Here is a 24,497-nt window from a genome sequence, read left to right as displayed (position 1 = left end):
CGATCAGAAGACGACCACCGAGCGCAGCACGTCGCCCGCGTGCATGCGCTCGAACGCCTTCTCCACGTCGCCCAGCCCGATCGTCTCCGTGACGAACGCGCCGAGGTCGAGCCGCCCCTGCTGGTGCAGGTCGATGAGCATGGGGAAGTCGCGCGAGGGCAGGCAGTCGCCGTACCAGGAGGACTTGAGGGCGCCGCCGCGGCCGAAGACGTCCAGGAGCGGCAGCTCCAGCTTCATGTCGGGGGTGGGCACGCCGACCAGGACGACCGTGCCGGCCAGGTCGCGGGCGTAGAACGCCTGCTCGTACGTCTCGGGGCGGCCGACCGCCTCGATGACGACGTCCGCGCCGAAGCCGCCGGTCAGCTCGCGGATCGCCTCGACGGGGTCGGTCGAGCGGGAGTTGACGGTGTGCGTGGCGCCCATGCGCAGGGCGGTCTCGAGCTTGCGGTCGTCGATGTCGACGGCGATGATCCGGGCCGCGCCCGCGAGCCGGGAGCCGGCGATCGCCGCGTCGCCGACGCCGCCGCAGCCGATGACGGCGACGGAGTCGCCGCGCCCGACCTGGCCGGTGTTGATCGCGGCGCCGATGCCCGCCATGACGCCGCAGCCGAGCAGCCCGGCCACCGCCGGGGAGACGCCGGGGTCGACCTTGGTGCACTGGCCGGCCGCGACGAGCGTCTTCTCGGCGAACGCGCCGATGCCCAGCGCCGGCGAGAGCTCGGTGCCGTCGGCGAGCGTCATCTTCTGCTTCGCGTTGTGCGTGTTGAAGCAGTACTGCGGACGACCGCGCAGACAGGAGCGGCACTGGCCGCAGACGGCCCGCCAGTTGAGGACGACGAAGTCGCCGGGGGCCACCTCGCTCACGCCCTCGCCGACGGCCTCCACCACGCCCGCCGCCTCATGGCCGAGGAGGAAGGGGAAGTCGTCGTTGATGCCGCCCTGCTTGTAGTGCAGGTCGGTGTGGCAGACGCCGCACGCCTGGACCTTCACCACGGCCTCGCCCGGTCCCGGGTCCGGCACCAGGATGGTCTCCACCCGGACCGGCTCGTTCTTGCCCGGTGCGATGACTCCGCGTACTTCCTGCGCCATGGTCAGCGCCCCACCCTTCTCGTCGCTGCGATGTCCGACATGGTCACGGTACGCCCAAGGATCTTTCTCCGCGCGTAGAGGACCCTTGACCGGCACGTGTCGAGCGCCTTAGCTTCGCGCTGCACCTTCCTTGTTACCCAGGAGTCACTAAAGTGTCGCTCTCCCTGAAGTCCCCCCGCGTGCGCATCGCCGCCGCCACCGCCGCCCTCGCCGTCGGCGCCGGCCTCTACACCGCGGGCGCGGCCACCGCCGACCACGCGGTGCCCCGCACGGACAAGGAGATCCCGAACCTCACGCAGGTCCAGGACAAGATCAAGGCGTTCTACGGCGACACCGTCGACAAGAACGGCCAGCACTACGCGTCGCCGGACAGCAACTACGCCAAGCAGGTCGCCGACATCGAGAAGAAGGCCAAGGCCCACCTCGAGAAGGTCGTCAAGAACCAGGCCCACGGCAAGAAGGGCGCCAAGCCGGCCATCGTCCTCGACCTGGACGACACCACGCTGCTGACCTACAACTACGAGCTCCAGGTGGGCTTCCACTTCACGCCCGAGTCGCAGGACGCCTATCTGAAGTCCACCGACATGGCGCCCGTCTTCGGCATGCCCCAGCTCGTCAACTGGGCGAAGTCCAAGGGCATCGAGGTCTTCTACGTCACCGGCCGCGGCGAGCACCAGCGCGAGTGGAGCGCCCGCAACCTCAAGAACGTCGGCTACAAGCCCGTCGCCGACACGGCGCACTTCTTCCTGAAGAACAAGCAGAACCCGCCCGCCTACCTCGCGTGCGGCGCGAAGTGCACCACCGTCGAGTACAAGTCGGGCACCCGCAAGTACATCGAGTCGCGCGGCTACGACATCGTCGCCAACTTCGGCGACCAGCACAGCGACCTGCAGGGCGGCTACGCCGACCGCACCTACAAGCTGCCGAACCCGATGTACTACCTGCCGTAAGGCCCTGGGGCCCTTGAGGCCCTACGCCCGCCGCTTCGGCAGCGGTACGCGCATCAGGTCCCGGGCGACGGTCAGCTCTCCGTCGAAGCCGGCCGCCCGGGCCTGGCGCTCGAAGACGGACGGGTCGTCGTAGCGCTGCGAGAAGTGCGTGAGCACCAGGTGCCGCACGCCCGCCCGCGCCGCGACCCGGCCGGCCTGGCCCGCCGTCAGATGTCCGTGCTCGGTGGCGAGGGACTCGTCCTCGTCGAGGAAGGTCGACTCGATGACGAGCATGTCGCAGCCCTCGGCGAGGGCGTCGACGCCCTCGCACAGCCGGGTGTCCATGACGAACGCGAAGCGCTGTCCGCGCCGGACCTCGCTCACCTCGTCCAGGGTGACGCCGCCGACGGAGCCCTCGCGCTGCAGCCGGCCCACGTCCGGTCCGCTGATGCCGTGCGCGGCCAGCAGCTCGGGCAGCATGCGCCGCCCGTCGGGTTCGATCAGGCGGTAGCCGTAGGACTCGACGGGGTGCGAGAGCTTGCGCGCCTCCAGGACGAACGCCTTGGTGTCGGCGAGGACCGCGCCGGTGCCGGCCACGGGCTCCTGGACCAGCTTGACCGTCTCGCGGTAGGCCGTGGCGTACCGCAGCCGTTCGAAGAAGCGCTGCCCGCTGGCCGGGTAGTGCGCGGTGACCCGGTGCGGCACCCGGTCGAGGTTGATGCGCTGGATCACCCCGGCCAGGCCGAGGGAGTGGTCGCCATGGAAGTGCGTGACGCAGATCCGGTTGAGGTCGTGGGCGGCCACCCCGGCGCGCAGCATCTGCCGCTGGGTGCCCTCTCCGGGGTCGAAGAGCAGGCCCTCGCCGTCCCAGAGCAGGACGTAGCCGTTGTGGTTGCGGTGCCGGGTGGGCACCTGGCTGGCGGTGCCGAGGACGACGAGTTCGCGTACGGACATACGGCTTAGCCGGGCGGCCAGTTGAAGCCGCGGCCGCCGAGGACGTGGGCGTGCGCGTGGAAGACGGTCTGCCCGGCGCCGGCGCCGGTGTTGAAGACGATGCGGAAGCCCTGGTCCCCGTTCTCCTGCAGGGCGACCTCGCCGGCCTCGCGCAGCACGTCGGCGGCGATCTTCGGCTCGGCGGCCGCGAGGGAGGCGGCGTCGGGGTAGTGCACCTTGGGGATCACCAGGCAGTGCACGGGCGCCTGGGGGTTGATGTCGCGGAAGGCGAGGGTCGTCTCGGTCTCCTTGACGACCGTCGCGGGCACCTCCCCTGCCGCGATCTTGCAGAACAGGCAGTCGGCCTGCGGTTCTCCCGCCACCGGTGGCTCCTCCCGGGTCGTCGGCTCGTACGGTCCGGATGTTACCGGTCCGTCCGTACGGCCGTGGCGACCCTCCCCGCTACTTGCCCTGCTGGTGGTGGCCCTGATCGCCGGGCTTGTCGGTGCAGTCGGCGGAGGAGGTGGGCTTGGACGGCGGGCTCGGGGGCGTGCCGCCGGCCGTGCGGGAGCAGTCGCCGAGGACGCTGACGGAGAAGACTGTCCTGCCGTCGACCTTGGCGGTCAGCAGGCCGCGCACGCACGCCTGGCCGCTGATGCCGGTGACCCGGCCGAAGACGATGATCTTCTTGCCGTTCTCGGTGCGCCCCTCGCAGTCGACGCCGACGGCGTACACCGGCTGGGTGGCGCCGCTCGCGTCCTTGCCGCCGCCCTCGGCCTTGCCCGTGCACTTCAGCCAGGCGACCTTGACGCCCTCGTGCTCGAGCGCCCCACTGGCCTGCCGCTGTGTGGTGACGGCGACGGTCGCCGAATCGAGCCCGCCGGCCGGGTCGCAGCCGGCGAGCACCATCACTGCCGCCCCGGCGAGGGCCGCGGCACCCGCCGCGTGCCGCACCCGGGGACGGACACGCATGCGCCCCAACGCACCCATGACGGCGAGTCTCCCACCGGCCCGGGCCGTGCGGAAGAACGCCCGTGGGCCACGAGCTGACGCTCCGTCGGCCGCCGCTCCGCCCCCGTCCGCCGGAATGGTCTGTGCCAACATGACAGGATCAACTCCGAGTTCGTTCGGAAACACAGGATTTATCGTTTCCGCACCCGAGTTTCACCTTCCCCCCTTACTCTCTCCCGCAGGGAGACACACACGCGCCCGGGGAGGCGCGTGAGGGGGAAGATCCAAGCGATGCCACGGCGCCTTCGTGGCGCTTTTCAGGGGGGACTTCTTTGCTCGCTTCCGTCTTCGTCTGCGCGGTCTCGCTCGCCCTCTTCTGGATGGCGGGCTTCACGCTGTGGTGGCAGATGCACGCCTGGCGCACGCCCGAGACGCTCGCGGGCACCCGCTTCGAGCCGGCCGGCGACGAAGGCGCCCTGTCCTTCTCGCTGCTGGTGCCCGCCCGGCACGAGCAGGCCGTGCTGGAGCACACCGTCACCCGGCTGCTGACGTCCACGCACGGGCGCTTCGAGGTCCTCGTCATCGTCGGCCACGACGACCCGGAGACCGCCGGGGTCGCCGAGAAGGTGGCGGCCGCCGCCCCGGACCGGGTGCGGGTGATCGTGGACACCCACGAGAAGAAGAACAAGCCCAAGGCCCTCAACACCGCGCTCCCCCACTGCCTGGGCGAGGTCGTCGGCGTCTTCGACGCCGAGGACCAGGTCCACCCCGAGCTGCTCACCCACGTCGACCACGCCTTCCGGGCGACCGGCGCGGACGTGGTGCAGGGCGGCGTCCAGCTGATCAACTTCCACTCCAGCTGGTACAGCCTGCGCAACTGCCTGGAGTACTTCTTCTGGTTCCGCAGCCGCCTCCACCTCCATGCGGAGAAAGGTTTCATCCCGCTGGGCGGCAACACCGTCTTCGTCCGCACCGACGTGCTGCGCGAGGCCGACGGCTGGGACCCGGAGTGCCTGGCCGAGGACTGCGACCTGGGCGTGCGGCTCTCCAGCCGGGGCAAGCGCGTCGTCGTCGCCTACGACTCGGAGATGGTCACCCGCGAGGAGACCCCCGGCACCCTGATGAGCCTGCTCAAGCAGCGCACCCGCTGGAACCAGGGCTTCCTGCAGGTCTACCGCAAGAAGGACTGGCGGCAACTGCCCACCGTCGCCCAGCGCCTGCTCGCCCGCTACACCCTGATGACGCCCTTCTTCCAGGCCTTCACCGGGCTGATCATCCCGCTGAACATAGCGATAGCGCTCTTCCTCGACGTCCCCGCCGGCGTCGCCGTGGTGACCTTCCTGCCGGCCGTCACCATGCTGGTCACCTTCATGTTCGAGATCGTCGGACTGCACGACTTCGGCACGCAGTACGGCCTGCGCGTGCGGTTCGTCCACTACCTCAAGCTCATCCTCGGCGGCCCCTTCTACCAGCTGATGCTCGCCGGGGCCGCGGTCCGCGCGGTCTGGCGGGAGCAGCGGGGCCGCAGCGACTGGGAGCTCACCCGACACGTCGGCGCGCACCTCACCCGAGAGGACGTCACTTCGTGACCGCGACACTCCCCACCGCCGAGGCGGCCCCGCCCGCCGTCCGGCGCCCGGCACCCGTCTCCCCCGGCCCCCTCAGACCCGTGCTGCGGCTGCGCAGCTCCCGCCCGGACCTGCTGGTGTGCGGGGCCCTGCTGGCGGCGATCCTGCTGGTGCAGGGCTGGAACATCACCGGCTTCCCGGCCCTCAGCGACGACGAGGGCACCTACCTCGCCCAGGCGTGGGCCGTCCAGGAGGGCAAGGGCCTGGCCCACTACACCTACTGGTACGACCACCCGCCGCTGGGCTGGATCCAGTTGGCCCTGCTCACCTGGATACCGGCGGCCCTGTCCCCCGACGCGATGTCGGTCGCCCCCATGCGTTGCGCGATGCTGCTGATCTCGGCCGTCAGCGCGGTGCTGGTGTACGTGCTCGGGCGGCGGCTGGGGCTGCAGCGCTGGGCGGCGGGGCTGGCCATGGCCCTGTTCGGGCTCTCCCCGCTGGCGGTGGTCCTGCAGCGGGAGATCTTCCTCGACAACATCGCCGTGATGTGGATCCTGCTGGCCTTCTGCCTGGCCGCCTCCCCCCGGCGACACCTGTGGCACCACTTCGGGGCCGGGCTGGCGGCGGCCGTCGCCGTGCTGTCCAAGGAGACGATGCTCGTCATCCTGCCCGCCCTGCTGCTGACCATGTGGCGGCACAGCCACCGCGACACCCGCAAGTTCGCCGTGACGGGCGCGGTCACCGCCTGCGGGCTGATCGGCCTGGCGTATCCGCTGTTCGCCCTGCTCAACCACGAGCTCTTCCCCGGCCCCGGCCATGTGTCGCTGATCGACGGCATCAAATACCAGATGAGCCGCCCCGGTTCGGGGTTCGTGCTCGACCCCGGGTCCGGCTCGCACGGCGTGCTGCACTCCTGGCTGTACTACGACCGCGTCCTGCCGCTGTGCGGACTGACCGCCGCGGTGGTGCTGCTAGCCGCCGCCCGCTGGTCCCGCACGGGCCGTGCCCTGGCCGGCCCCACCGCCGCGGCCGTCATCCTCGCGCTGGTCGCGCTGCGCCCCTCGGGCTATCTGCCGGCGATGTACGTCATCCAGGTCCTGCCCTTCCTCGCGCTGGCCCTCGCGGGCGCGGCCGCCTCCGTGGCCGGCGCCCTGCTGCGCACCCGCCCGCACCAGGGGCCCCGCCGGCGGGCGCTGCGCCGCTCGGCGGTCGCCCTGCTGGCCGTGGCCGCCGCCGTGCTCGTCGTACCGCGCTGGTACGACGGCAACCGCGCGGCCCTGACCGTCGACGCCAACGCGCCCTACCGCTCGGCCGCCGACTGGCTGGGCGACCGGGACAACGTCGCCGACCCGGCCCGTACGCGCGTCCTGGCCGACGACGGGATCTGGCTCGACCTCGTGCACGCCGGCTACCGGCCCGGTACCGGGGCCGTCTGGTTCTACAAGGCCGACCTCGACCCCGCGGTCGGCAAGACCATGCCGAGGGGCTGGCGCGACGTGGACTACGTGGTCTCCTCGCCGACCGTCCGCCGTGACGCCACGACGCTGCCGCTGGTGAAGGCCGCGCTGGAGAACTCCGAGGCCGTGGCCTCCTTCGGCGAGGGCCCGGCCCGGATCGAGATCCGCCGTATAAGGGCCGGCGCCCGGTGACGGGCAGCGAGACCACGGCCACCGAGCCGTTACCCCGCCCGGGGGCCACCGCGCCCCCGGGCCCTTCCGGCATCCGCCGCCGCACGGCCCGCACCCTGGCGTCCGTGCCCACGTCCTCGCCCCTGGCCCGCGTGGTCGCCTTCGGCCTCATCGGCCTGACGGGCTTCCTGCCGAACCTCCTCGGGCTGAAGCTGCTGACCGGCGCGGGCCTGCACTACCTCCAGGCCGAGATCGTCGCCAACCAGTTCGGCGTCGTATGGAACTTCGCCCTCGCCGAGACGCTGCTCTTCCGCCACCGCCGCGGCCACCGGCACTGGGCGGACCGCCTCGCCCGTGTCGCCCTCCTGGCCAACGCCGACCTGGTGCTGCGCATCCCGCTCATCGCCCTGTTCGTCGGCGGCCTCGGCCTGGGCGTCCTGCCCGCGACCGCGCTCGCGCTGCTCACCACGTTCGTCCTGCGCTACGCCGCCACCGAGGCGCTGGTCTACCTGCCGCGCCCCCGGCGCCGCCTCCGCCCGAGCCGCGGCGGAGGCGCACACCGCCGAGACCGCCGTCGAAGAAGGGACAAGTGATGGCATGGCATTGAGAGTCACCGCAGGCAGACGCACCCGCGTCCCCGGACGCAGGAGACGCACCCGGGCGGCCGCGGCGCTGCTCCTGGCCTCGAGCGCGTCCTTCGGGCTGCTGCTGGCCGCGCCCGGCCCGGCGGAGGCCGGCTCCAACATGGTCGTCAACCCCGGCTTCGAGTCCGTACGGTCCTCCGACGCCCTGCCGACCTGCTGGGAGAAGTCCGGCTGGGGCGACAACGACTTCACCGTCACCACGACCGACCAGTCGCACAGCGGCGGCAAGGCCCTGTCCGTCACCGTCACGCGCCGCGTCGACGGCGACCGCAAGGCCCTGATGGTCGAGGACACCTCCTGCGCGCCGAACGTGACGCCGGCCCATCAGTACGACCTCTCCCTCTGGTACAAGAGCACCACCCCGGACGCGACCATCACCGTCTTCCGCCATGACGTGAAGGCCGGCTGGCAGTACTGGACCGACCTCAAGACGCTGCCGGTCAGCGCCGACTACACGCGCGCCTCCGTCCGTACGCCCGTCGTCCCGCCCGGCACCGACCAGATCACCTGGGGCGTCTCCGTCCACGGCACGGGCACGGTCGTCTCCGACGACTACGACATGGAGGACGCCACCCAGCCCGCGGTCGGCGACACCTGCACCGCCGGCGACGCCTGCACCAAGGGCACCTGGGCGGTCATGCCGTTCAAGAACCCGGTGCGCAGCATGCACTCGGTCGTCCTGCACAACGGCAAGGTGCTGCTGGTCGCCGGCTCCGGCAACGACCCCGACATGTTCAAGGCCGGCACGTTCACGTCGGCGGTCTACGACCCGAAGACCGGCACCACGAAGACGATCCCGACCCCGGTCGACATGTTCTGCGCCGGCCATGTGCAGCTCTCCGACGGCCGCGTCCTCATCATGAGCGGCAACAAGGCCTATCCGGCGGCCGACGGCAGCCACGGCTACGAGGGCTTCAAGGACAGCTACATCTTCGACCCGGCGGCGGAGAAGTACGTCAGGACCAACGACATGAACGAGGGCCACTGGTACCCCTCGGCGACGATCCTCGGCAACGGCGACGTCATCAGCTTCGGCGGCCTCAAGGAGGACTCGACCGGCAGCGTCACCGCCGAGAAGTTCTCGCAGGCGCAGCAGAAGTGGCTGCCGCGCAACGAGGTCAACCAGACGTGGTCGTACTGGGGCCTGTACCCGTCCATGATCCTCATGCAGGACGGCCGGCTCTTCTACTCCGGCAGCCATGTCTTCGGCGACGGCACGCCCGGCACGGGCGCCTCGGTCTACGACTACGGCGCCAACAAGATCACCGACGTGCCGGGGCTGCAGGACAAGGACAACCGCGACCAGTCGATGAGCGTGCTGCTCCCGCCCGCGCAGGACCAGCGCGTGCTGACCATGGGCGGCGGCAACGTCAACCGCAACCCGGAGGCGAGCCGCCTCACGGACCTCATCGACCTCAAGCAGCCCAACCCCGTCTACAAGCCCGCGCCGCTGCTGCCGCAGGGCACGGTCGACCAGGGCCAGGGGCCCAAGCCGCAGACGGGCGGGCAGGGCAAGATGTACGTCTCGGCGGTGCTGATGCCGGACGGCAAGGTCCTGGAGACCGGCGGCGGCCTCCACGACCGGGCGGACCCGGTGTACGAGGCGAGCTTCTTCAACCCGCAGACCAACACCTTCCAGGACGGTCTGGCGACGGACCCGATCCCGCGCACGTACCACTCCTCGGCCTTCCTGCTGCCGGACGGCCGTGTGATGGCGGTGGGCGACAACCCCGGCAACGGCACGTTCGACGACCACGTGTCGATCTACACGCCGCCGTACCTCTACAAGGGCGCGCGGCCGCAGATCACGTCGGTGGCGAACAACAAGTGGCAGTACGCCAGCACGCAGCGCGTGACGGTGGACCGTCCGGTGGTCAAGGCCGAGCTGATCCGCCCGGCGGCGGTGACGCACTCCTCCGACCCGAACCAGCGCTTCGTCGACCTGCCGATGACGGTCGGCGCGGACGGCACCACGATCGACCTCAACGTGACGAGCAACCCCAACCTGGCGCCGCCGGGCTGGTACATGCTCTTCGCCGTCGACGCGGCCGGCGTCCCGTCGGTGGCCTCCTGGGTCCACCTGGGCGGCCCTGAGGCCCTGGCCACCCCGATGGTGCACGACTTCGCGGGCAAGATGCGGCACGACGCGAAGGCGTCCGTCCCGGAGCCGGCGAAGAAGTCCCACCCGGTCTCCCCGCAGATCGCGGGCTGCGACCGTCACTACGGGGCGGAGAACGTGTGCGTCCCGACGGTCTTCCCGAAGACGGTCGCGGCGACGACGGCGGCCCGCTGCGAGTGGCTCACGGCGCACGACTACAAGGCGCTGCGACTGAACGGCAAGGACGATCCGCTGAAGCTGGACCCGGACCGGAACGGCCGGGCGTGTGACTGAGCAAGGCTGACGGCGAGCACCGTGTGCCCCCGCGTCCGAACCGGGCGCGGGGGCACGTGCGTTCGTGCCGCCCGGCCTCGTGGTGGGATCATGCGTGTTCCGACCGCTTCTGGATCACTGGAGCCACCGTGAAACACCTGGGCATTCTCGCGCACAGCGCGGAAGGGGCCGCCCTGTGCTTCCGCACCTTCTGCCGGCAGGGCTTCGCCGAGCTCGGCCCCCACGAACACCCCGACGTCACCCTCGACTTCATCGCGCTGGCCCGCAGCATGCCCGCGTGGGACGCGGGCGACCACGACACGATCCGCGCCACGCTGGCCGAGAGCGCCGACCGGCTGGCCCGCGCGGGCGCGGACTTCTTCGTCTGCCCGGACAACACCGCCCACATGGCATTCGAACGCCCCGGCCCCGACCTCGCCCTCCCGGGCCTGCACATCGCCGAGGTCGTCGCCGCCCAGGCGGCCCGCGAGGGCCGCAAGCGCGTGGCCGTACTGGGCACGAAGTACCTGATGGACGGCCCGGTCTACCCCGAGGCGCTCGCCCGTCGCGGCATCGCGGCGGAGGTGCCGGACGCGGACGACCGCCGCATCGTCAACGACGTCATCTTCGAGGAGCTGCTCAACGGCATCCTCTCCGAGAGCTCACGCCGGGAGTACGTACGGATCATCGCCGGCCTGGCCGCCCGCGGCTGCGACGCGGTGGCCCTGGTCTGCACCGAGATCCCCCTCCTGGTGACCCCGGACGTCTCCCCCCTCCCCACGCTCGACTCGACCCGCCTCCTGGCCGGCGCCGCGTTCGAGGTGGCCGTGGGCCGCGCGGAGCTCCCGTCCTGGCGCGGGGGCCCGGTCACGCCCTGACCGGCTACGGCAGCTCGCGCCGCACCAGAGCCCGGTCGAACGGCTCGCCCGTGGCGCGGGCGTACGCCAGCCGCTCCCGTACCTCCCTGAGGGTGCGCGGGCGGTAGCCGGGCCCCTTGAAGCAGCAGTCCTTGTGGAAGCGCACCCCTGCGTGCAGCAGCACCGACAGCGCCCGCCAGCCGGCGACGTCCCGCCGGCGTGGCGGCGCGAAGGCGGACCCGACGTGGATCAGCTCCCCGGCGCACCGCGGGCAGTTGCGCTCACGGTTGTCGCGTCCGGGGTGGGGCTGTTTGTACGAGGCCCGGCAGGGGAGGCAGACGTACGCGGTCTTGGCGGGCGGCATGCGCCGAGGCTAACAAGGCCGCGGGATTGTTCAGCAGCTGTAGTGCTGAGTCACGCCGCCGATGTCGTTGTACTCGCGCTCATCGAAGATGAACACCCTCGACCAGCGGTACTCGGGGGGTGGATTCCCGTCGTCCATCTCCGGGCTGTCGAAGGTTCCCACCTGGAAGAGCGTCAGCCCGGTCGAGTTCTTGACCGAGAACCGCGCATGCCAGATGTCTCCGGTGCCCGTCGAATACGTCTTGGTGACGCAGCTCCACAGCCCCGAGCCGTCCGAATTGAATTCGATCCTGCCGTCCCGCTGTTCGCAGTCCCCGACGTGGAGCTCGCCCCAGACGAACACCTTGGAAGCGAGCTCCGGCCCCCCTTCCTGGAGGCTGCCGTCCGTACTGGTTTCGACGCAACCGGCCATTTCCCGTCCCCTCTCCCCTGATCACCGTCCCCTTCAAGGGGAGATGACACTTCGCAGCGTACGCGGGACGCCCGAAACGGGAAGAGAGCGTACGAAAGTGTGCTGATGCCACTTATGGCCCGATCGGGGCCGGACCCGGCGCATCGCCTCCCCCACCCGCCCGGCGGCAGCCCGGTCCGCCGCACGCCGCGCGGGCCCGTCCGGCACCACCGCGTGCGGCAACCCCGACGGCCGCAGCGCCCCGTAGTCCGAGAACCGCCGGGCCCCGCACACCTCACAACACGCCTCACCGCCGGTATGCCGCCAGCCTTGGCGGTGCGCGCAACGGTCCGCGATCCGGCCCCTCACCGGGCCGCACCCCGTCGCGGCAGCAGGTGCGCGTGCCGGAAGTGACTCCGGACGGCGATCGCGGCGTCCTCGGCGTGGACCGTGTCACCGGCGGCGACGGCCGCCCGCCGCGCGGCCTCGAGTGCGGCGCACTCGCCGCAGTTCACGGGTGACTTGTACGTACCGGTGCGCGGGCCGGCCATCGGTCGTTTCGGGTGGGCGAGTTCGAACCACAGCATCTTGCCGAAGCGGCGCTTGTCGTACGTACGGCTCCCCCAGCTGTCGGCACACATGCGCAGGAGCACGAGCCCGCAACCGGCTTCGCTGACGGGGCCATGGTCTGTGGCGGTTCCCCCGCCGAAGGGGGGCGGTACGACGGGGCTGGTGTCCCAGACGCCGACGCGGAGTTGTTGGCCGGGCAGGCCGCGCAGGCTGAGGGAGCAGGGGCCGTCGGTGTGGAGGTAGGCGTTGGTGACGAGCTCGCAGGTCAACAGGGTTGCGTCGGGGGCGATTTCGGTCATGCCGTGGCTGTCGAGGACGGCTCGGGTGGTGACTCTGGCGATACCGGGCGCACGGGGGTCGCGCGGCAGTTCGAGGATGTAGGACCAGGGGGGCGTGGGGGATACGGTGGCCATGAAGGTCTCCTGGCGGGTACCGGTTGAGTGGCTTGGCTCACACCGTAGCGAGCTTGATGGACTACATTCCCCGTAATCCGTGAGCTGCAGCCCACTAGACCTGATCGAGTGACGGCAGCGCACTGGAGTGCGAGCACAGAGGAGCACGATGCCCCCGAGCACACCTCTACCGACCGTACGTAGGCGTCGACTTGGCGCCGAGCTGCGCAGACTGCGCGAGCGCGCCGATCTGTCCGCCACGGAAGCCGCTGCCCGCTTCGGCATCACCCAGTCACGCATCAGCAATATCGAGGCGGGCCGTTACGGGGTCAGCGCGGAGAGAGTGCGTGCCCTGGCCCGCATCTACGACTGTTCGGACGAGGCGCTGATCAGCGCACTCGCCGCGATGACGGGAGAGCGTAAACGCGGCTGGTGGGAGGAGTACCGCGAGTACCTGCCGACAAGCCTGATCGACCTTGCCGAACTGGAACACCACGCGACCGCTCTGCGCGTTGCCCAGGTCATCAACATCCCCGGCCTGCTCCAAACCCCTGAACACGCACGCTCAGTCTTCCGCGAGGGGGTGCCGCAGCTCGCACCCCACGAGATCGAATATCGGGTCAGCCACAGGGTCAAACGACAAGCAATCCTCTACCGTGAGGCCCCGCCTCCTTACACCGCGATCATCCATGAGGCCGCCCTGCGCATGCAGTTCGGCGGCACCGCGACAGCGAAGGCCCAACTCGACCATGTTCTCGACATGAGCGAGCGGGACAACGTCACCATCCTGGTCATCCCCTTCGACGGCACCGCCTTTCCCAGCGCCGGTCACGGCATCGACTACTTCCACGGCCCCGTGCCACACGTAGACACCGCGCTTCTCGATACCGCCCACAATGGCGCTCTCATCGACGCCTCGGCGCAACTCGAGAGATGCCGTCTGATCCTGGACCGGATGGAGAGCGTCACCCTCAAACCGACTCCGTCGCGCGATCTCGTCCACCGCATCGCACAGGCCATCTGAGAGGACCCCCGTGAACGCCCTCAACTGGCAGAAGTCCTCGTACAGCGAGTACGGGTCTTCCTGCGTCTACCTCGCCGCCTCCCCCGCCGGATCGATCCACCTCTGCGAGAGCGACACCCCCCACGCCGTCCTCAGCACCATCCCGGACAGACTCCACCCCCTCATATCCGGCATCAAGGCCGGCCGTTTCGACCGCGCGGCAGCGCTGGTCTCCTGAACAGCCCAGCACGGGCGCCCGGTCTGCCCAACATCGCATCGCAAGTCCGCATGAAAGGCGGCGATATGCCCCAGCCACACTGGCAGAAGTCCTCGTACAGCGAGGAGGCGTCGTCTTGCCTCTACCTCGCCGCTTCCCCATCCGGACCGGTCCACCTCCGCGAAAGCGACGCGCCGCAGACCGTACTGGTCACCGCCCGCAGGAGATTGAGCCCCCTCATATCCGGCATAAAAGCCGGAAACTTCGACCGGGCAGGGGCGCTGGCACCGTAAATGGGGCGCGCGGAACGCAAAACGCGCCCCCAAATGGCTGCAAGCTCTGGCCTTCACGTCGCAAGAAGAAGACGGTGGCGGTCGGAAATCGAAGGGGTTCGGGATAATGAGTGCGGCCTGCAGCACCAATCCCTATCAGAGGTAATCGAAAACCCCCGAAGAAGGTGCAATGCCCGACATCAAGAGCGGCTCTAAAAAGCAGGACGCGCTCATCCTCGTATTCACCGTCCTGCCTGCCGGCGCGGTGCCGATCATCACCTGGATAGCCAAGGCGACGGACGGGGCGGCGCAGATCGCCCTGATCATCCTTGTCGCCGTCCTGGCCACGGCACCCCCGCTCTGGGCGTTCTGCCAGCAGAAGAAGACGCGCGTCCAGGAAAGAACCCGCCGCGAGGCACTCCTGGCACCGATCATCGATTACATCGGCGAAAGCATCACCAAACCGCATGAAGCGCCCGCGAAGGTGGCGCAGATCCATGAGCGCCTGGCCCCGCTCCTGGCGGAGAGCCTGGGCGGCGGCGCACGGTGCACGTTCTACTCGTACGACAGGAAGAACGAACGGTTCGTCAAGGAAGTGGCCTCGGGTGGACCGAACGGCACGCCTGACGAGATCGGGAACCGTTCCGAGAAATATGCCAGCCTGAGGCATGTGATGGAACAAAAAGTCGCGGTGTACACAAAAGACATTCTCGACCCCGATGCGCAATTGAACTTCACCCTGGGCAGCGGCTACAGGTCGATCCTCGCTCACGGCGCCTGGGCGGGGGACGAAGTGCAGGGGGTCCTGATTGTCGACGCACCGAATCCCGGCGATCTTTCAAGGGTCAAGGTGCCGGAAACCTACGTATGGGTCTTCGCTTCTTTGTTCGGCGCTTCAAACGCTCTCGGAATGGACCCGACCGGGTGACGGAACGCCGGACAGCGGGTAAAACAGTGAAGATGCTCCAAACCGAGCGGAGACCGCTCGCGGCTCACTAGAGTCGATGCGCATCGAGAGACAGGTTGGGGGAACCGTCATGCCTGAGCGTGAATCGGCGATCATCGCATCCGGGCATCGGTGGATGGACGGCAAGGAATCCACCGATGCCTACATCACTAAAGTGCTGCAGTCGGCGGCCACAACTCCTGGCCAGGAGTTGTTCCGCTGGATAAGGTCCAGGCTGGCCGTCGTGCTGCAGGCACATCACAAGCCATAGCGGGCCCGGGAGCCGCCCCGCCGTCAGCCACCGCAGGTGAGCCGCGCGGGCATCTCGGCACTGATCAGATACTCGGTCTCCCGCTCCCGCGCGCAGGCGGAGTTGAAGTACGAGACGTGGCCGTTCACGTCGGTGACCAGCAGCCGGCTGTCGGCGATCTGGTGGTGGAGCCGCCGGGCACCCGGCAGCGGCGTGGCCGGGTCGTGGGTGTTGGCGGCGATCAGGATCGGCGGTGCGCCGCGCACCGGAGTCGGCTGCCACGGGTTGGTCGCCTCGACGGGCCAGTCCGCGCAGGAGGCGGACATGACCCAGCCTTCCGCGGCCGCGCCGGTGCGCGGAGCGACCGCACGGGCCTGGCGCAGACGGTCGGCCGCGTCCGCGTGGCCGGTGAATTGCGGCGGGAAGTCCAGGCAGGACACGGCGGTGTACGGGCTGTCCTGCTTGCCGACGTAGCTTCCGCCCTGGACCAGAGTTGATGCGTCATTGTGCCGGTCGGCGGCGGCCAGCCCCTGCGCGAGGTTCACCCAGGCGTTCGTACGGACGATGTCCTCAATGAGGCGTACGCGCAGCAGTTGTACGGGCAGGGCCATGCGGATCCGGTCACCGTTGACGGTGAGGTCCTTCTGTCCGGGCACCGGAATCGGGGAGCGGTCGGCGCGGGCGACGACACGGTCGTACACCGCGCCCGCGTCCTCGCCGTGCAGGGCACAGGCGGTGTCCTCGGCGCACCAGGCGACGAAGCGGTTGAACTCACGCTCCATCTCGGCGGCTTCCTCGCGCAGGAAGCGGGCGGGACCCGAGGCGTGGTCGATGGGGCCGTCCAGCACCATGGCACGGATCCGCTGCGGGAAGAGCCGGGCGTAGGTGGCGCCGAGGTGGGTGCCGTAGGAGACGCCGAGGTAGTTGAGGCGCTGCTCGCCCAGCGCGGCACGGAAGGCGTCCATGTCGCGGGCGACCGAGACGGTGTCGATGTTCCGGACGAGGTCGCCGTGACGGGCGAGGCACCGCTCGCCGCGAGCCCGGCTGCTGCGCTTCATGTCCTCGTATTCGTCGGCGTTCTTGGGGAAGACCACCTGGCCCGGGTCGAGCACCGGCCCGCAGTCCAGGCCCTGGCTGCCGCCGGTGCCGCGGGGGTCGAGGCTGACGACGTCGAAGCGGTCCCGCAGTTTGCCCGGGAACAGCAGGTCCGCCTGCCCGTAGGCGAGCATCGTCGCGCCCTGCCCGCCGGGGCCGCCGGGGTTGAAGAACAGCGTGCCGACGCGGTGCGCCTGGTCGCGCGCAGGGACGCGGGCGACTTTGACGTCGATCTTCTTGCCCGTGGGGTCCTTCCAGTCGAGCGGGACGCGTAAGGAGCCGCATTGGACGGCGGCGGTGGGCCCCTCACTGCAGGGCTTCCACGCCACCGGGGGCGCCGGAGTGGCCGCGTGGGCGGCGGGAGCGAGCGTTGCCGCCAGGAGTGTCAGGGCGACCGGTAAGCCATGGCGTCGCATCGTCATTCCCCCGCCAACTTCTTGAAGAAGTAGACGTCCGCGTGCCCGCCGGGCATGCCCGGTACGCGGCCGACCTCGGCGTATCCATGACGCTGGTAGAAGCCCGGGGCCTGGAAGGTGTACGAGGAAACCGTGATGCGGTCACAGCCGCGCCGCACGGCCTCCGCTTCGGCCGCCCGCAGCAGCTTCGCGCCCCAGCCGCCGGCGCGGCTGTCCTCGCGCACCCACAGCAGCTCGATCGCGCAGAGACCGCCCCAGGTCGAGGCCGTCAGGCCGCCGATCAGCTGACCGCCCTCGTCCGTCACCTTGACCGACAGTTCCTCGCGCTCGGCGTAGTCGGTGGCCGCGTCGTTGAAGGCGTCGAGTTCGTGCTCCAGGCGCTCGGTGAGCGCGGCGTCGCTCCCGCCGACAGCCGGCACCGGCTTCTCTTCAGCAGTCATGAGCCGCAGTATGCGCACAACTCCCCCCGAACACCATCGAGTTTCAAGTGGTCGGGGCAAGCCGCACATTCGGCCATGCGCATCCTCGCCCGATCAGGCCGCCGACACGCGCGGCGGGCCCCGGCGGGGATGTCCGAAAGTCGGACGCCCGGCCTCGGGCAGAGCGGCGATGCCACGACTGCGCCAGGGTGGCGCGTTCCGCCGCTCACCCCGCCCAGCCTGCTGAACCGGCCGGAATTTCCTGCCCAGGCGCAGATCGGATTAAGGCCAGGCCAGGACCGGCTGTTTTTGCGGGCTTGCCCGCGCGGGGGAGGCGCGGGAATACGGCCAGGTTGAACCTTCGATATTTGAGGGGGACTCTGTCCCGAATGCCCCTGGCCGCACGGTGACGGCGGCACCTAGGTTCGCGGTCGGGACGAAAGTCCCCCGGTGAATTCCTGCACTGCGAAACCCGAGGAAGGGAAAGCAGCATGAGGAAAATCCAGAAGACCGCCGTCGCACTGTCCACGGCCGCACTGCTCGGCGGCGGCGTACTGGCCTCCGGAGCCCCGGCGGCGGCCGCGCCCACGGCAGACGTGTGGTACCAGTTCCAGAACATGGCCACCGACCGCAACTTCGATTCGTACAGGTCAGACGTGCTGTACGCGTACTCCCCGGACGGAAGCAATTCGCAGGAGTTCAGACTGCAGTCCGGCAAGCTTCCGGGCTATCAGATCGTCGATCGCCGGCACGGCAAGTGCGTCACGGCAAAGGGCCTCAACAAGAACATCGCACTGGAGAGCTGTAACACCAATCTCCAGTCGCAGTACTGGGACTTCAACGTGAGCGACCAGGGCTCGGCCTTCCAGAGCCGCAAATACTCCCACGGCTGCATCCAGGACAGCGGCCAGAACCAACCGATGACCCTCAAGACCTGCTCACGCGGCCCGATCCAGCAGTACCTGCCACTCGCGGAGGGCGGAAGGAAGGCACGCAGCTAACCAACGCGGAAAGGGCACGGATGAGCCCGGCGACAAAAATCGCCGGGCTCATCGCCGGTTATGGACGACGTGCGGTTCTCCGCCCGTCCCCGCCGCTCCCCCTCAGCTCCACCGCCCCGTCCGCCCCAGCAGCAGCGCGGCCGCCGCCGTGCCCGCCGTCGAGGTGCGCAGGACGCTCGGGCCGAGGCGGTACGGGTGGGCGCCCGCGGCTGCGAAGGTGGTGAGTTCTTCGGGGGAGACGCCGCCCTCGGGGCCCACCACCAGGACGATGTCGCCCGTCGGGGGGAGGTCGGCCGTGGCGAGGGGGGTGCTGCCCTCCTCGTGGAGGACCGCGGCGAAGGCCGCGCCAGAGAGGAGGTCGGCGACCTGGCGGGTCGTCATGAGGTCGGCCACGGAGGGGAAGCGGAGGCGGCGGGACTGCTTGCCGGCCTCGCGGGCGGTCGCGCGCCACTTGCCGAGGGACTTCAGGCCCCGGTCGCCCTTCCACTGCGTCACACAGCGGGAGGCCGCCCACGGCACGATCGCGTCGACGCCGGTCTCCGTCATCGTCTCGACCGCCAGCTCGCCGCGGTCGCCCTTCGGCAGGGCCTGGACGACCGTGATGCGCGGCTGCGGTTCGGGCTCGGAACGGACGGAGGTGACCGAGACGTCGAGGTGGTCCTTGCCCTCCACCGCGGCCACGATGCCATGGGCGCCCGTGCCGTGCCCGTCCGTCAGGACGATCTCCTCGCCCACCCGCAGCCGGCGGACGGAGACCGCGTGCCGGCCCTCGGGCCCGTCGAGGGGGAAGACGGTGCCGGGGAAGACACCGGTGAGGGCGTCCTCTTCGACCAGGAAGACCGGCGCTGTCATGACGTACTCGCTCTCTCGCTGCAATGACTCGGCGGTCCCGGCAATCGGACCGCCCGGTGGTTCAGTGGCTCGACGTCGCCCGGGCCGCGGCCAGTTCGGCCGCCAGCACGCCCACCAGCTCCGCCGCCGGGAGCTTCCGCGCCAGGCGGTGGCCCTGACCGGCCCACAGGGCCATGGCCTGCGGGTCGCCGGCCGCCGCGGAGGCCTTGCGCAGGCCGGACGTCATGTGGTGGATCTGGGGGTACGCGGCCGGGGCGTACGGGCCGTGCTCCCGGATGAAACGGTTCACCAGGCCCCTGGCCGGACGGCCCGAGAAGGCCCGGGTCAGTTCGGTCCGTACGTAGCGGGGATCGGTGAGGGCCTGCTTGTGCAGGGCGTGCGCGCCGGATTCCGGGCAGGGCAGGAACGCCGTGCCGAGCTGCGCCGCGCAGGCACCCGCGGCGAGGACGGCGGCTATCTGCGCCCCGCGCATCAGCCCGCCCGCCGCGACGACCGGCAGCGGCACGCTCTCGCGGACCTCGGCCAGGAGCGCCAGCAGGCCCAATCCCGCACCCGCGCCGTCCATGTGCGGATCGTCGCGGTGCGTGCCCTGGTGGCCACCGGCCTCGACGCCCTGGACGCACACCGCGTCCGCGCCCGCCTCCGCCGCGGCCTGCGCCTCGGCGACGGACGTCACCGTCACGACGGTCACCGTGCCGGCCCGGGCCAGCGCGTCCACCGCCGTACGGGCGGGACACCCGAAAGTGAAGGAGACGACCGGTACCGGGTCGTCGAGGAGGATGGCGAGCTTGGCGTCGTACGCGTCGTCACAGGCCTGGTCCGTCTCCCCCAGCGGGGTCCGGTACCAGGCGGCCTCGCCCGCGAGCTGCTCGGCGTAGACCTCCACGGCCGCCGGATCGGCGGCGGGCGGCTGCGGCATGAACAGGTTCACTCCGAACGGCCGGGCCGTCCGGGCACGGAGCTGCTTGATCTCCTCGTACATGGCCGCCGGCGTCTTGTACCCCGCGGCCAGGAAGCCCAGGCCACCGGCGTCGGAGACGGCCGCGGCGAGCGAGGGGCAGGATCCGCCGCCCGCCATGGGGGCTTGCACGATCGGGTGCTCGAACAGTCCGGTGAACGGAGCCATGAGCACATCGTGTCACAAGCCCACCGGACCACCGGTGAGGCCGAACGCGAACGCCGGGCGGGCCGGAGGAATCCGGCCCGCCCGGCGTTCGGGAACGTCATCGCCCACGCGGCTAACGCCCGTTGAACGCGTCCTTCAGCCGCGAGAACAGCCCCTGCTGCCCCGGCTTGAACTCGCCCATCGGGCGCTCCTCGCCGCGGATCTTCGCCAGCTGGCGCAGCAGATCCTCCTGCTGCGGGTCCAGCTTCGACGGGGTGGTCACCTCGACGTGCACGATGAGGTCGCCACGGCCGCCGCCGCGCAGGTGCGTGACGCCGCGCTGGTGCAGCGGGATCGACTGACCGGACTGCGTGCCCGGGCGGATGTCGATCTCCTCGACGCCGTCGAGCGTCTCCAGCGGCACCTTCGTGCCGAGGGCGGCGGCGGTCATCGGGATGGTGACCGTGCAGTGCAGGTCGTCGCCGCGGCGCTGGAAGACCGGGTGCGGGGTCTCGTGGATCTCCACGTAGAGGTCGCCGGCGGGGCCGCCGCCGGGGCCGACCTCGCCCTCGCCCGCGAGCTGGATGCGGGTGCCGTTGTCGACACCGGCGGGGATCTTCACGGTCAGGGTCCGCCGCGACCGGACGCGGCCGTCGCCGGCGCACTCCGGGCACGGAGTCGGCACCACGGTGCCGAAGCCCTGGCACTGCGGGCAGGGGCGGGAGGTCATGACCTGGCCCAGGAAGGACCGGGTGACCTGCGAGACCTCGCCACGGCCGCGGCACATGTCACAGGTCTGCGCGGACGTACCCGGAGCCGCGCCCTCGCCGCTGCAGGTCGTACAGACGACGGCCGTGTCGACCTGGATTTCCTTGGTCGTGCCGAAGGTCGCCTCGTTCAGGGTGACTTCGAGCCGGATCATGGCGTCCTGGCCGCGGCGCGTGCGCGAGCGCGGACCGCGCTGCGAGGCCTGGCCGAAGAAGGCGTCCATGATGTCGGAGAAGTTGCCGAAGCCGGCGCCGAAGCCACCGGCGCCCGCACCCGCGCCGCCCGAGGCGGACAGGGGGTCGCCACCGAGGTCGTAGACCTGCTTCTTCTGCGGGTCCGAGAGCACCTCGTAAGCGGCGTTGATCTCCTTGAACCGCTCCTGCGTCTTCGGGTCCGGGTTGACGTCCGGGTGCAGCTCGCGCGCGAGACGGCGGAAGGCCTTCTTGATCTCGTCCTGCGAGGCATCACGCCGTACGCCCAGGACCGCGTAGTAGTCCGTGGCCACTTACGACTCCGCCAGGATCTGTCCGACGTAACGTGCCACTGCGCGTACCGCTCCCATCGTTCCGGGGTAGTCCATGCGGGTCGGTCCGACCACGCCGAGTTTGGCGACCGCCTCGTCGCCCGAACCGTAGCCGACCGCGACGACGGATGTGGAGTTCAGTCCCTCGTGGGCGATCTCGTGACCGATGCGCACGGTCATCTCCGAGTCCTTCGCCTCGCCGAGCAGCTTCAGCAGCACGACCTGCTCCTCCAACGCCTCCAGCACGGGCCGGATCGTCAGCGGGAAGTCATGACCGAAACGAGTGAGATTGGCGGTACCGCCGATCATCAACCGCTCCTCGGTCTCCTCGACCAGCGTGTCGAGCAGGGTGGCGAGAACCGTAGAAACGGTTCCGCGATCGTCCTGCTCGAAGGAGTCGGGGAGGTCCTGCACCAGCTTCGGCACATCGGCGAAGCGACGGCCCACGACACGGCTGTTCAGCCGCGCCCGCAGATCCGCCAGCGAGGTCTCGCCGAACGGCGCCGGACAGTCGACCATCCGCTGCTCGACCCGGCCGGTGTCCGTGATCAGCACGAGCATCAGGCGGGCCGGGGCCAGCGCGAGCAGCTCCACGTGGCGCACGGTCGAACGGGTCAGCGAGGGGTACTGCACCACCGCGACCTGACGGGTCAGCTGCGCCAGCAGCCGCACCGTACGGGCCACCACGTCGTCCAGGTCGACGGCGCCGTCCAGGAAGTTCTGGATGGCACGCCGCTCCGGCGTCGACAGGGGCTTGACGCCCGCGAGCTTGTCGACGAAGAGGCGGTAGCCCTTGTCGGTCGGGATACGGCCGGCGCTCGTGTGGGGCTGGGCGATGAAGCCCTCTTCCTCCAGCGCGGCCATGTCGTTGCGCACCGTGGCCGGGGAGACGCCCAGCCGGTGCCGCTCGGTGAGGGCCTTGGAGCCGACCGGCTCCTCGGTGCCCACGTAGTCCTGAACGATGGCGCGCAATACTTCGAGCCTGCGTTCGCTCAGCATCGCGCGCACCTCCAGTCAGTGGTCCAGCCGTCTTACGGTCCTGCGGGGTCTCACAGGGTCTTCACCCTTGGCACTCAATGGTCACGAGTGCCAGAACCCTTCAGCCAGTGTACGGCCGGGCCCCACGGCCAGGGCAAGGGCCGTCCCCGCCGCGAGCCTCCGGCGCCCCTCCGGGCAGGCAACGGTACCGCTCTGCGGCTAGCGTCGCGGTATGGAGAATCACGGGGACTCCCCCGCCGCGGGGGCGCGCTGGGAGCGGCTCGCGCCGGGTGTCGTACGCCGCAGGCTGCCGGGCTGGGACGCGACGGTGGGCGCGATCGCGGGCACCACGGGCGTCCTGGTCGTCGACACGGGCTCCTCCCTGCACGAGGGGGTGGAGATCCGCCGCGAGCTGCAGGACCTCTTCGCGCTGCCCGTGACGCACATCGCACTCACCCACCCGCACTTCGACCACGTGCTGGGCACCGCCGCCTTCGCGGGCGTGCAGGTGTACGGGGCGGTGGGCGTCGCCGAGCTGCTGCTGCGCGAGCGCGACGAGCTGCGGTGGGACGCGGTACGGCACGGGGTGGAGCCCGACGTCGCCGCGGAGGCCGTCGAGCTGCTCGTACGCCCCCACCACCCGGTCTCCGGCGAGCTGACGGTCGACCTGGGCGGCGGGCGGCGGGTGCTGCTCGCGAACGTCGGGCCGGGGCACACGGCGCACGACCTCGCCGTGCTCGTCGCGGGCACGGGCGGGGCGCCGGAGGTCGTCTTCTGCGGCGACCTCGTCGAGGAGTCCGGCGAACCGCAGGCCGGCCCGGACGCCCTGCCGCACGCCTGGCCGGGCGCCCTCGACCGGCTGCTCGCCCTGGGCGGCGACGACGCGCTGTACGTGCCGGGGCACGGCGCGGTGGTGGACGCCGCCTTCGTGCGCGCGCAACGCGACGCGCTGGCGGGGCGCTTCGGCGTGTCGTGAACGGTGAACCGGATCACCGTCGTGATCCACAATGGCCCGCATGCGCAGCAGCAGACAGTACGGCCCCGATCTGACTCCCCCGTGGAAGCGGAACACGCCCGCTCCCGAGGTGCCGGCCGAAGTGGACCTCGTGGTGGAGGAGGTCACGACGGGCTTCTGCGGCGCCGTGATCCGCTGCGAGAAGACGGCCCAGGGCCCGACGGTCACGCTCGAGGACCGCTTCGGCAAGCACCGCGTCTTCCCCATGGAGCCCCGCGGCTTCCTCCTGGAGGGGCGCGTCGTCACCCTCGTACGCCCGACCCCCACCTCCCGCGCCCCGCAGGCCCCCGCTCGCACGGCCTCCGGGTCCATCGCCGTCCCCGGAGCGCGGGCGCGCGTGGCACGCGCCGGGCGCATCTACGTCGAGGGGCGCCACGACGCGGAGCTCGTGGAACGCGTCTGGGGCGACGACCTGCGCATCGAGGGCGTCGTCGTGGAGTACCTCGAGGGCATCGACGACCTGCCGGCCATCGTCTCGTCCTTCGCCCCCGGCCCGGACGCCCGCCTGGGCGTGCTGGTCGACCACCTCGTCCCGGGCTCGAAGGAGTCCCGCATCGCCGCCGAGGTCACCGGTGACCACGTGCTGGTGGTGGGCCACCCCTACATCGACGTCTGGGAGGCCGTGAAACCGTCCTCCGTGGGCATCCCGTCCTGGCCGCGGGTGCCGCGGGGCCAGGACTGGAAGACGGGCGTCTGCCGGGGGCTGGGCTGGCCGGAGAACACGGGGGCCGCGTGGCAGCGGATTCTGGGGTCGGTGCACAGTTACAAGGACCTGGAGCCGGCACTGCTGGGCGCAGTGGAACGGCTCATCGACTTCGTGACGGTACCGGTGGACTGACCAGGGGTTTTCTCCCCGCCCCGCCCCTTCCCGTAACCGGGGCTCCGCCCCGGACCCCGGTCCTCAAACGCCGGACGGGCTGATTTTGTCGCCCGGAACCGGCGGAAAATCCA

Annotated in this window: 27 protein-coding genes and 1 pseudogene; 14 read left to right on the top strand and 14 right to left on the bottom strand. The window is 70.5% G+C overall.

What is annotated here, in order from left to right; all coding sequences use genetic code 11:
• Positions 1-3: 3 nt before the first annotated feature.
• Positions 4-1,089 (bottom strand): S-(hydroxymethyl)mycothiol dehydrogenase, encoded by a 1,086-nt coding sequence (locus AB0G59_RS23310; RefSeq protein ID WP_360914733.1) that lies wholly within the window; start codon positions 1,087-1,089, stop codon positions 4-6.
• 152 nt (positions 1,090-1,241) lie between these two features.
• Here AB0G59_RS23310 and AB0G59_RS23305 point away from each other — a divergent pair, with 152 nt between their 5' ends.
• Complete coding sequence (locus AB0G59_RS23305) at positions 1,242-2,039, top strand: HAD family acid phosphatase (RefSeq protein ID WP_360914730.1); 798 nt, start codon at positions 1,242-1,244, stop codon at positions 2,037-2,039.
• A 21-nt stretch (positions 2,040-2,060) separates the two neighbouring features.
• Here the strand turns inward: AB0G59_RS23305 and AB0G59_RS23300 are convergent, their stop codons facing one another.
• From AB0G59_RS23300 to AB0G59_RS23290, 3 genes are all read right to left on the bottom strand, one after another.
• Positions 2,061-2,972 (bottom strand): ribonuclease Z, encoded by a 912-nt coding sequence (locus AB0G59_RS23300; protein ID WP_360914726.1) that lies wholly within the window; start codon positions 2,970-2,972, stop codon positions 2,061-2,063.
• Between the two features lie 5 nt (positions 2,973-2,977).
• Positions 2,978-3,334 (bottom strand): histidine triad nucleotide-binding protein, encoded by a 357-nt coding sequence (locus AB0G59_RS23295; RefSeq protein WP_360914723.1) that lies wholly within the window; start codon positions 3,332-3,334, stop codon positions 2,978-2,980.
• A gap of 79 nt (positions 3,335-3,413) precedes the next feature.
• A complete protein-coding gene (locus tag AB0G59_RS23290; protein ID WP_360914720.1) occupies positions 3,414-3,923 on the bottom strand; it encodes a hypothetical protein in 510 nt (169 codons plus the stop codon).
• A 311-nt stretch (positions 3,924-4,234) separates the two neighbouring features.
• On the opposite strand from AB0G59_RS23290, the gene AB0G59_RS23285 reads away from it, so the two are divergent.
• The 5 genes and pseudogenes from AB0G59_RS23285 (at position 4,235) to AB0G59_RS23265 (ending at position 10,991) form a co-directional block, all read left to right on the top strand.
• The gene (locus AB0G59_RS23285) at positions 4,235-5,491 is read left to right on the top strand and encodes a glycosyltransferase (protein WP_360914717.1); all 1,257 of its coding nucleotides are present in this window, start codon (positions 4,235-4,237) and stop codon (positions 5,489-5,491) included.
• On the top strand, positions 5,488-7,119 hold the full coding sequence (locus AB0G59_RS23280; RefSeq protein ID WP_360914714.1) for a phospholipid carrier-dependent glycosyltransferase: 1,632 nt from the start codon (positions 5,488-5,490) through the stop codon (positions 7,117-7,119). The genes AB0G59_RS23285 and AB0G59_RS23280 overlap by 4 nt, the downstream gene beginning before the upstream one ends.
• A gap of 104 nt (positions 7,120-7,223) precedes the next feature.
• Positions 7,224-7,691 (top strand): annotated as a pseudogene (locus AB0G59_RS23275) (GtrA family protein); the annotation flags it as partial.
• Positions 7,692-7,695: 4 nt separating this feature from the next.
• The gene (locus AB0G59_RS23270) at positions 7,696-10,134 is read left to right on the top strand and encodes a galactose oxidase early set domain-containing protein (protein ID WP_360914711.1); all 2,439 of its coding nucleotides are present in this window, start codon (positions 7,696-7,698) and stop codon (positions 10,132-10,134) included.
• Between the two features lie 128 nt (positions 10,135-10,262).
• A complete protein-coding gene (locus AB0G59_RS23265; protein WP_360914708.1) occupies positions 10,263-10,991 on the top strand; it encodes an amino acid racemase in 729 nt (242 codons plus the stop codon).
• Positions 10,992-10,995: 4 nt separating this feature from the next.
• On the opposite strand, the gene AB0G59_RS23260 is transcribed toward AB0G59_RS23265, so the two are convergent.
• From AB0G59_RS23260 to AB0G59_RS23245, 4 genes are read right to left on the bottom strand one after another with little or no spacing between them, the layout of a single operon-like run.
• The gene (locus tag AB0G59_RS23260) at positions 10,996-11,334 is read right to left on the bottom strand and encodes a deoxyxylulose-5-phosphate synthase (RefSeq protein ID WP_360914705.1); all 339 of its coding nucleotides are present in this window, start codon (positions 11,332-11,334) and stop codon (positions 10,996-10,998) included.
• 30 nt (positions 11,335-11,364) lie between these two features.
• The gene (locus tag AB0G59_RS23255; protein ID WP_360914702.1) at positions 11,365-11,745 is read right to left on the bottom strand and encodes a DUF6294 family protein; all 381 of its coding nucleotides are present in this window, start codon (positions 11,743-11,745) and stop codon (positions 11,365-11,367) included.
• Positions 11,746-11,778: 33 nt separating this feature from the next.
• Positions 11,779-12,093: a DUF6255 family natural product biosynthesis protein gene (locus tag AB0G59_RS23250; RefSeq protein WP_360914699.1), complete on the bottom strand. Its 315-nt coding sequence runs from the start codon at positions 12,091-12,093 to the stop codon at positions 11,779-11,781.
• Positions 12,090-12,707 (bottom strand): ATP-binding protein, encoded by a 618-nt coding sequence (locus tag AB0G59_RS23245; RefSeq protein ID WP_360914696.1) that lies wholly within the window; start codon positions 12,705-12,707, stop codon positions 12,090-12,092. Before AB0G59_RS23245 ends, AB0G59_RS23250 begins: the two co-directional genes overlap by 4 nt.
• A 148-nt stretch (positions 12,708-12,855) precedes the next feature.
• Between AB0G59_RS23245 and AB0G59_RS23240 the strand changes: the two genes are divergently transcribed.
• The 5 genes from AB0G59_RS23240 to AB0G59_RS23220 all read left to right on the top strand — a co-directional run bounded on the left by AB0G59_RS23240 (position 12,856) and on the right by AB0G59_RS23220 (position 15,395).
• On the top strand, positions 12,856-13,710 hold the full coding sequence (locus AB0G59_RS23240; protein ID WP_360914693.1) for a helix-turn-helix transcriptional regulator: 855 nt from the start codon (positions 12,856-12,858) through the stop codon (positions 13,708-13,710).
• Between the two features lie 10 nt (positions 13,711-13,720).
• Positions 13,721-13,927: a DUF397 domain-containing protein gene (locus AB0G59_RS23235; protein ID WP_360914691.1), complete on the top strand. Its 207-nt coding sequence runs from the start codon at positions 13,721-13,723 to the stop codon at positions 13,925-13,927.
• A gap of 50 nt (positions 13,928-13,977) precedes the next feature.
• Positions 13,978-14,199, top strand: coding sequence for a DUF397 domain-containing protein (locus tag AB0G59_RS23230; RefSeq protein WP_360914688.1), 222 nt, complete (start codon positions 13,978-13,980; stop codon positions 14,197-14,199).
• Between the two features lie 169 nt (positions 14,200-14,368).
• On the top strand, positions 14,369-15,106 hold the full coding sequence (locus AB0G59_RS23225; RefSeq protein ID WP_360914685.1) for a hypothetical protein: 738 nt from the start codon (positions 14,369-14,371) through the stop codon (positions 15,104-15,106).
• Positions 15,107-15,215: 109 nt separating this feature from the next.
• Positions 15,216-15,395, top strand: coding sequence for a hypothetical protein (locus tag AB0G59_RS23220; protein ID WP_177337869.1), 180 nt, complete (start codon positions 15,216-15,218; stop codon positions 15,393-15,395).
• A 23-nt stretch (positions 15,396-15,418) separates the two neighbouring features.
• On the opposite strand, the gene AB0G59_RS23215 is transcribed toward AB0G59_RS23220, so the two are convergent.
• Together AB0G59_RS23215 and AB0G59_RS23210 are read right to left on the bottom strand one after the other, a co-directional pair.
• Positions 15,419-16,891 (bottom strand): alpha/beta hydrolase, encoded by a 1,473-nt coding sequence (locus AB0G59_RS23215; RefSeq protein WP_360914682.1) that lies wholly within the window; start codon positions 16,889-16,891, stop codon positions 15,419-15,421.
• The gene (locus AB0G59_RS23210) at positions 16,888-17,325 is read right to left on the bottom strand and encodes a GNAT family N-acetyltransferase (protein WP_360914679.1); all 438 of its coding nucleotides are present in this window, start codon (positions 17,323-17,325) and stop codon (positions 16,888-16,890) included. The genes AB0G59_RS23215 and AB0G59_RS23210 overlap by 4 nt, the downstream gene beginning before the upstream one ends.
• Positions 17,326-17,795: 470 nt before the next feature.
• Between AB0G59_RS23210 and AB0G59_RS23205 the strand changes: the two genes are divergently transcribed.
• A complete protein-coding gene (locus AB0G59_RS23205; protein ID WP_360914676.1) occupies positions 17,796-18,305 on the top strand; it encodes an RICIN domain-containing protein in 510 nt (169 codons plus the stop codon).
• A gap of 102 nt (positions 18,306-18,407) precedes the next feature.
• On the opposite strand, the gene AB0G59_RS23200 is transcribed toward AB0G59_RS23205, so the two are convergent.
• The 4 genes from AB0G59_RS23200 to hrcA form a co-directional block, all read right to left on the bottom strand.
• Positions 18,408-19,157, bottom strand: coding sequence for a 16S rRNA (uracil(1498)-N(3))-methyltransferase (locus AB0G59_RS23200; RefSeq protein ID WP_360914673.1), 750 nt, complete (start codon positions 19,155-19,157; stop codon positions 18,408-18,410).
• Between the two features lie 61 nt (positions 19,158-19,218).
• Positions 19,219-20,283 (bottom strand): nitronate monooxygenase, encoded by a 1,065-nt coding sequence (locus tag AB0G59_RS23195; RefSeq protein WP_360914670.1) that lies wholly within the window; start codon positions 20,281-20,283, stop codon positions 19,219-19,221.
• Between the two features lie 112 nt (positions 20,284-20,395).
• Positions 20,396-21,535 (bottom strand): molecular chaperone DnaJ, encoded by a 1,140-nt coding sequence (gene dnaJ / locus AB0G59_RS23190; RefSeq protein WP_071963315.1) that lies wholly within the window; start codon positions 21,533-21,535, stop codon positions 20,396-20,398.
• Complete coding sequence (gene hrcA, locus AB0G59_RS23185; RefSeq protein ID WP_360914666.1) at positions 21,536-22,552, bottom strand: heat-inducible transcriptional repressor HrcA; 1,017 nt, start codon at positions 22,550-22,552, stop codon at positions 21,536-21,538.
• A 211-nt stretch (positions 22,553-22,763) separates the two neighbouring features.
• On the opposite strand from hrcA, the gene AB0G59_RS23180 reads away from it, so the two are divergent.
• Together AB0G59_RS23180 and AB0G59_RS23175 are read left to right on the top strand one after the other, a co-directional pair.
• Positions 22,764-23,507: an MBL fold metallo-hydrolase gene (locus tag AB0G59_RS23180; protein WP_360914663.1), complete on the top strand. Its 744-nt coding sequence runs from the start codon at positions 22,764-22,766 to the stop codon at positions 23,505-23,507.
• Between the two features lie 40 nt (positions 23,508-23,547).
• Positions 23,548-24,384 (top strand): DUF3097 domain-containing protein, encoded by an 837-nt coding sequence (locus tag AB0G59_RS23175; protein WP_360914660.1) that lies wholly within the window; start codon positions 23,548-23,550, stop codon positions 24,382-24,384.
• Positions 24,385-24,497: the final 113 nt, after the last annotated feature.

This window comes from Streptomyces sp. NPDC021096, from assembly GCF_040641275.1.
GTDB lineage: Bacteria > Actinomycetota > Actinomycetes > Streptomycetales > Streptomycetaceae > Streptomyces.
This window is presented reverse-complemented; position numbering and strand designations above follow the sequence as displayed.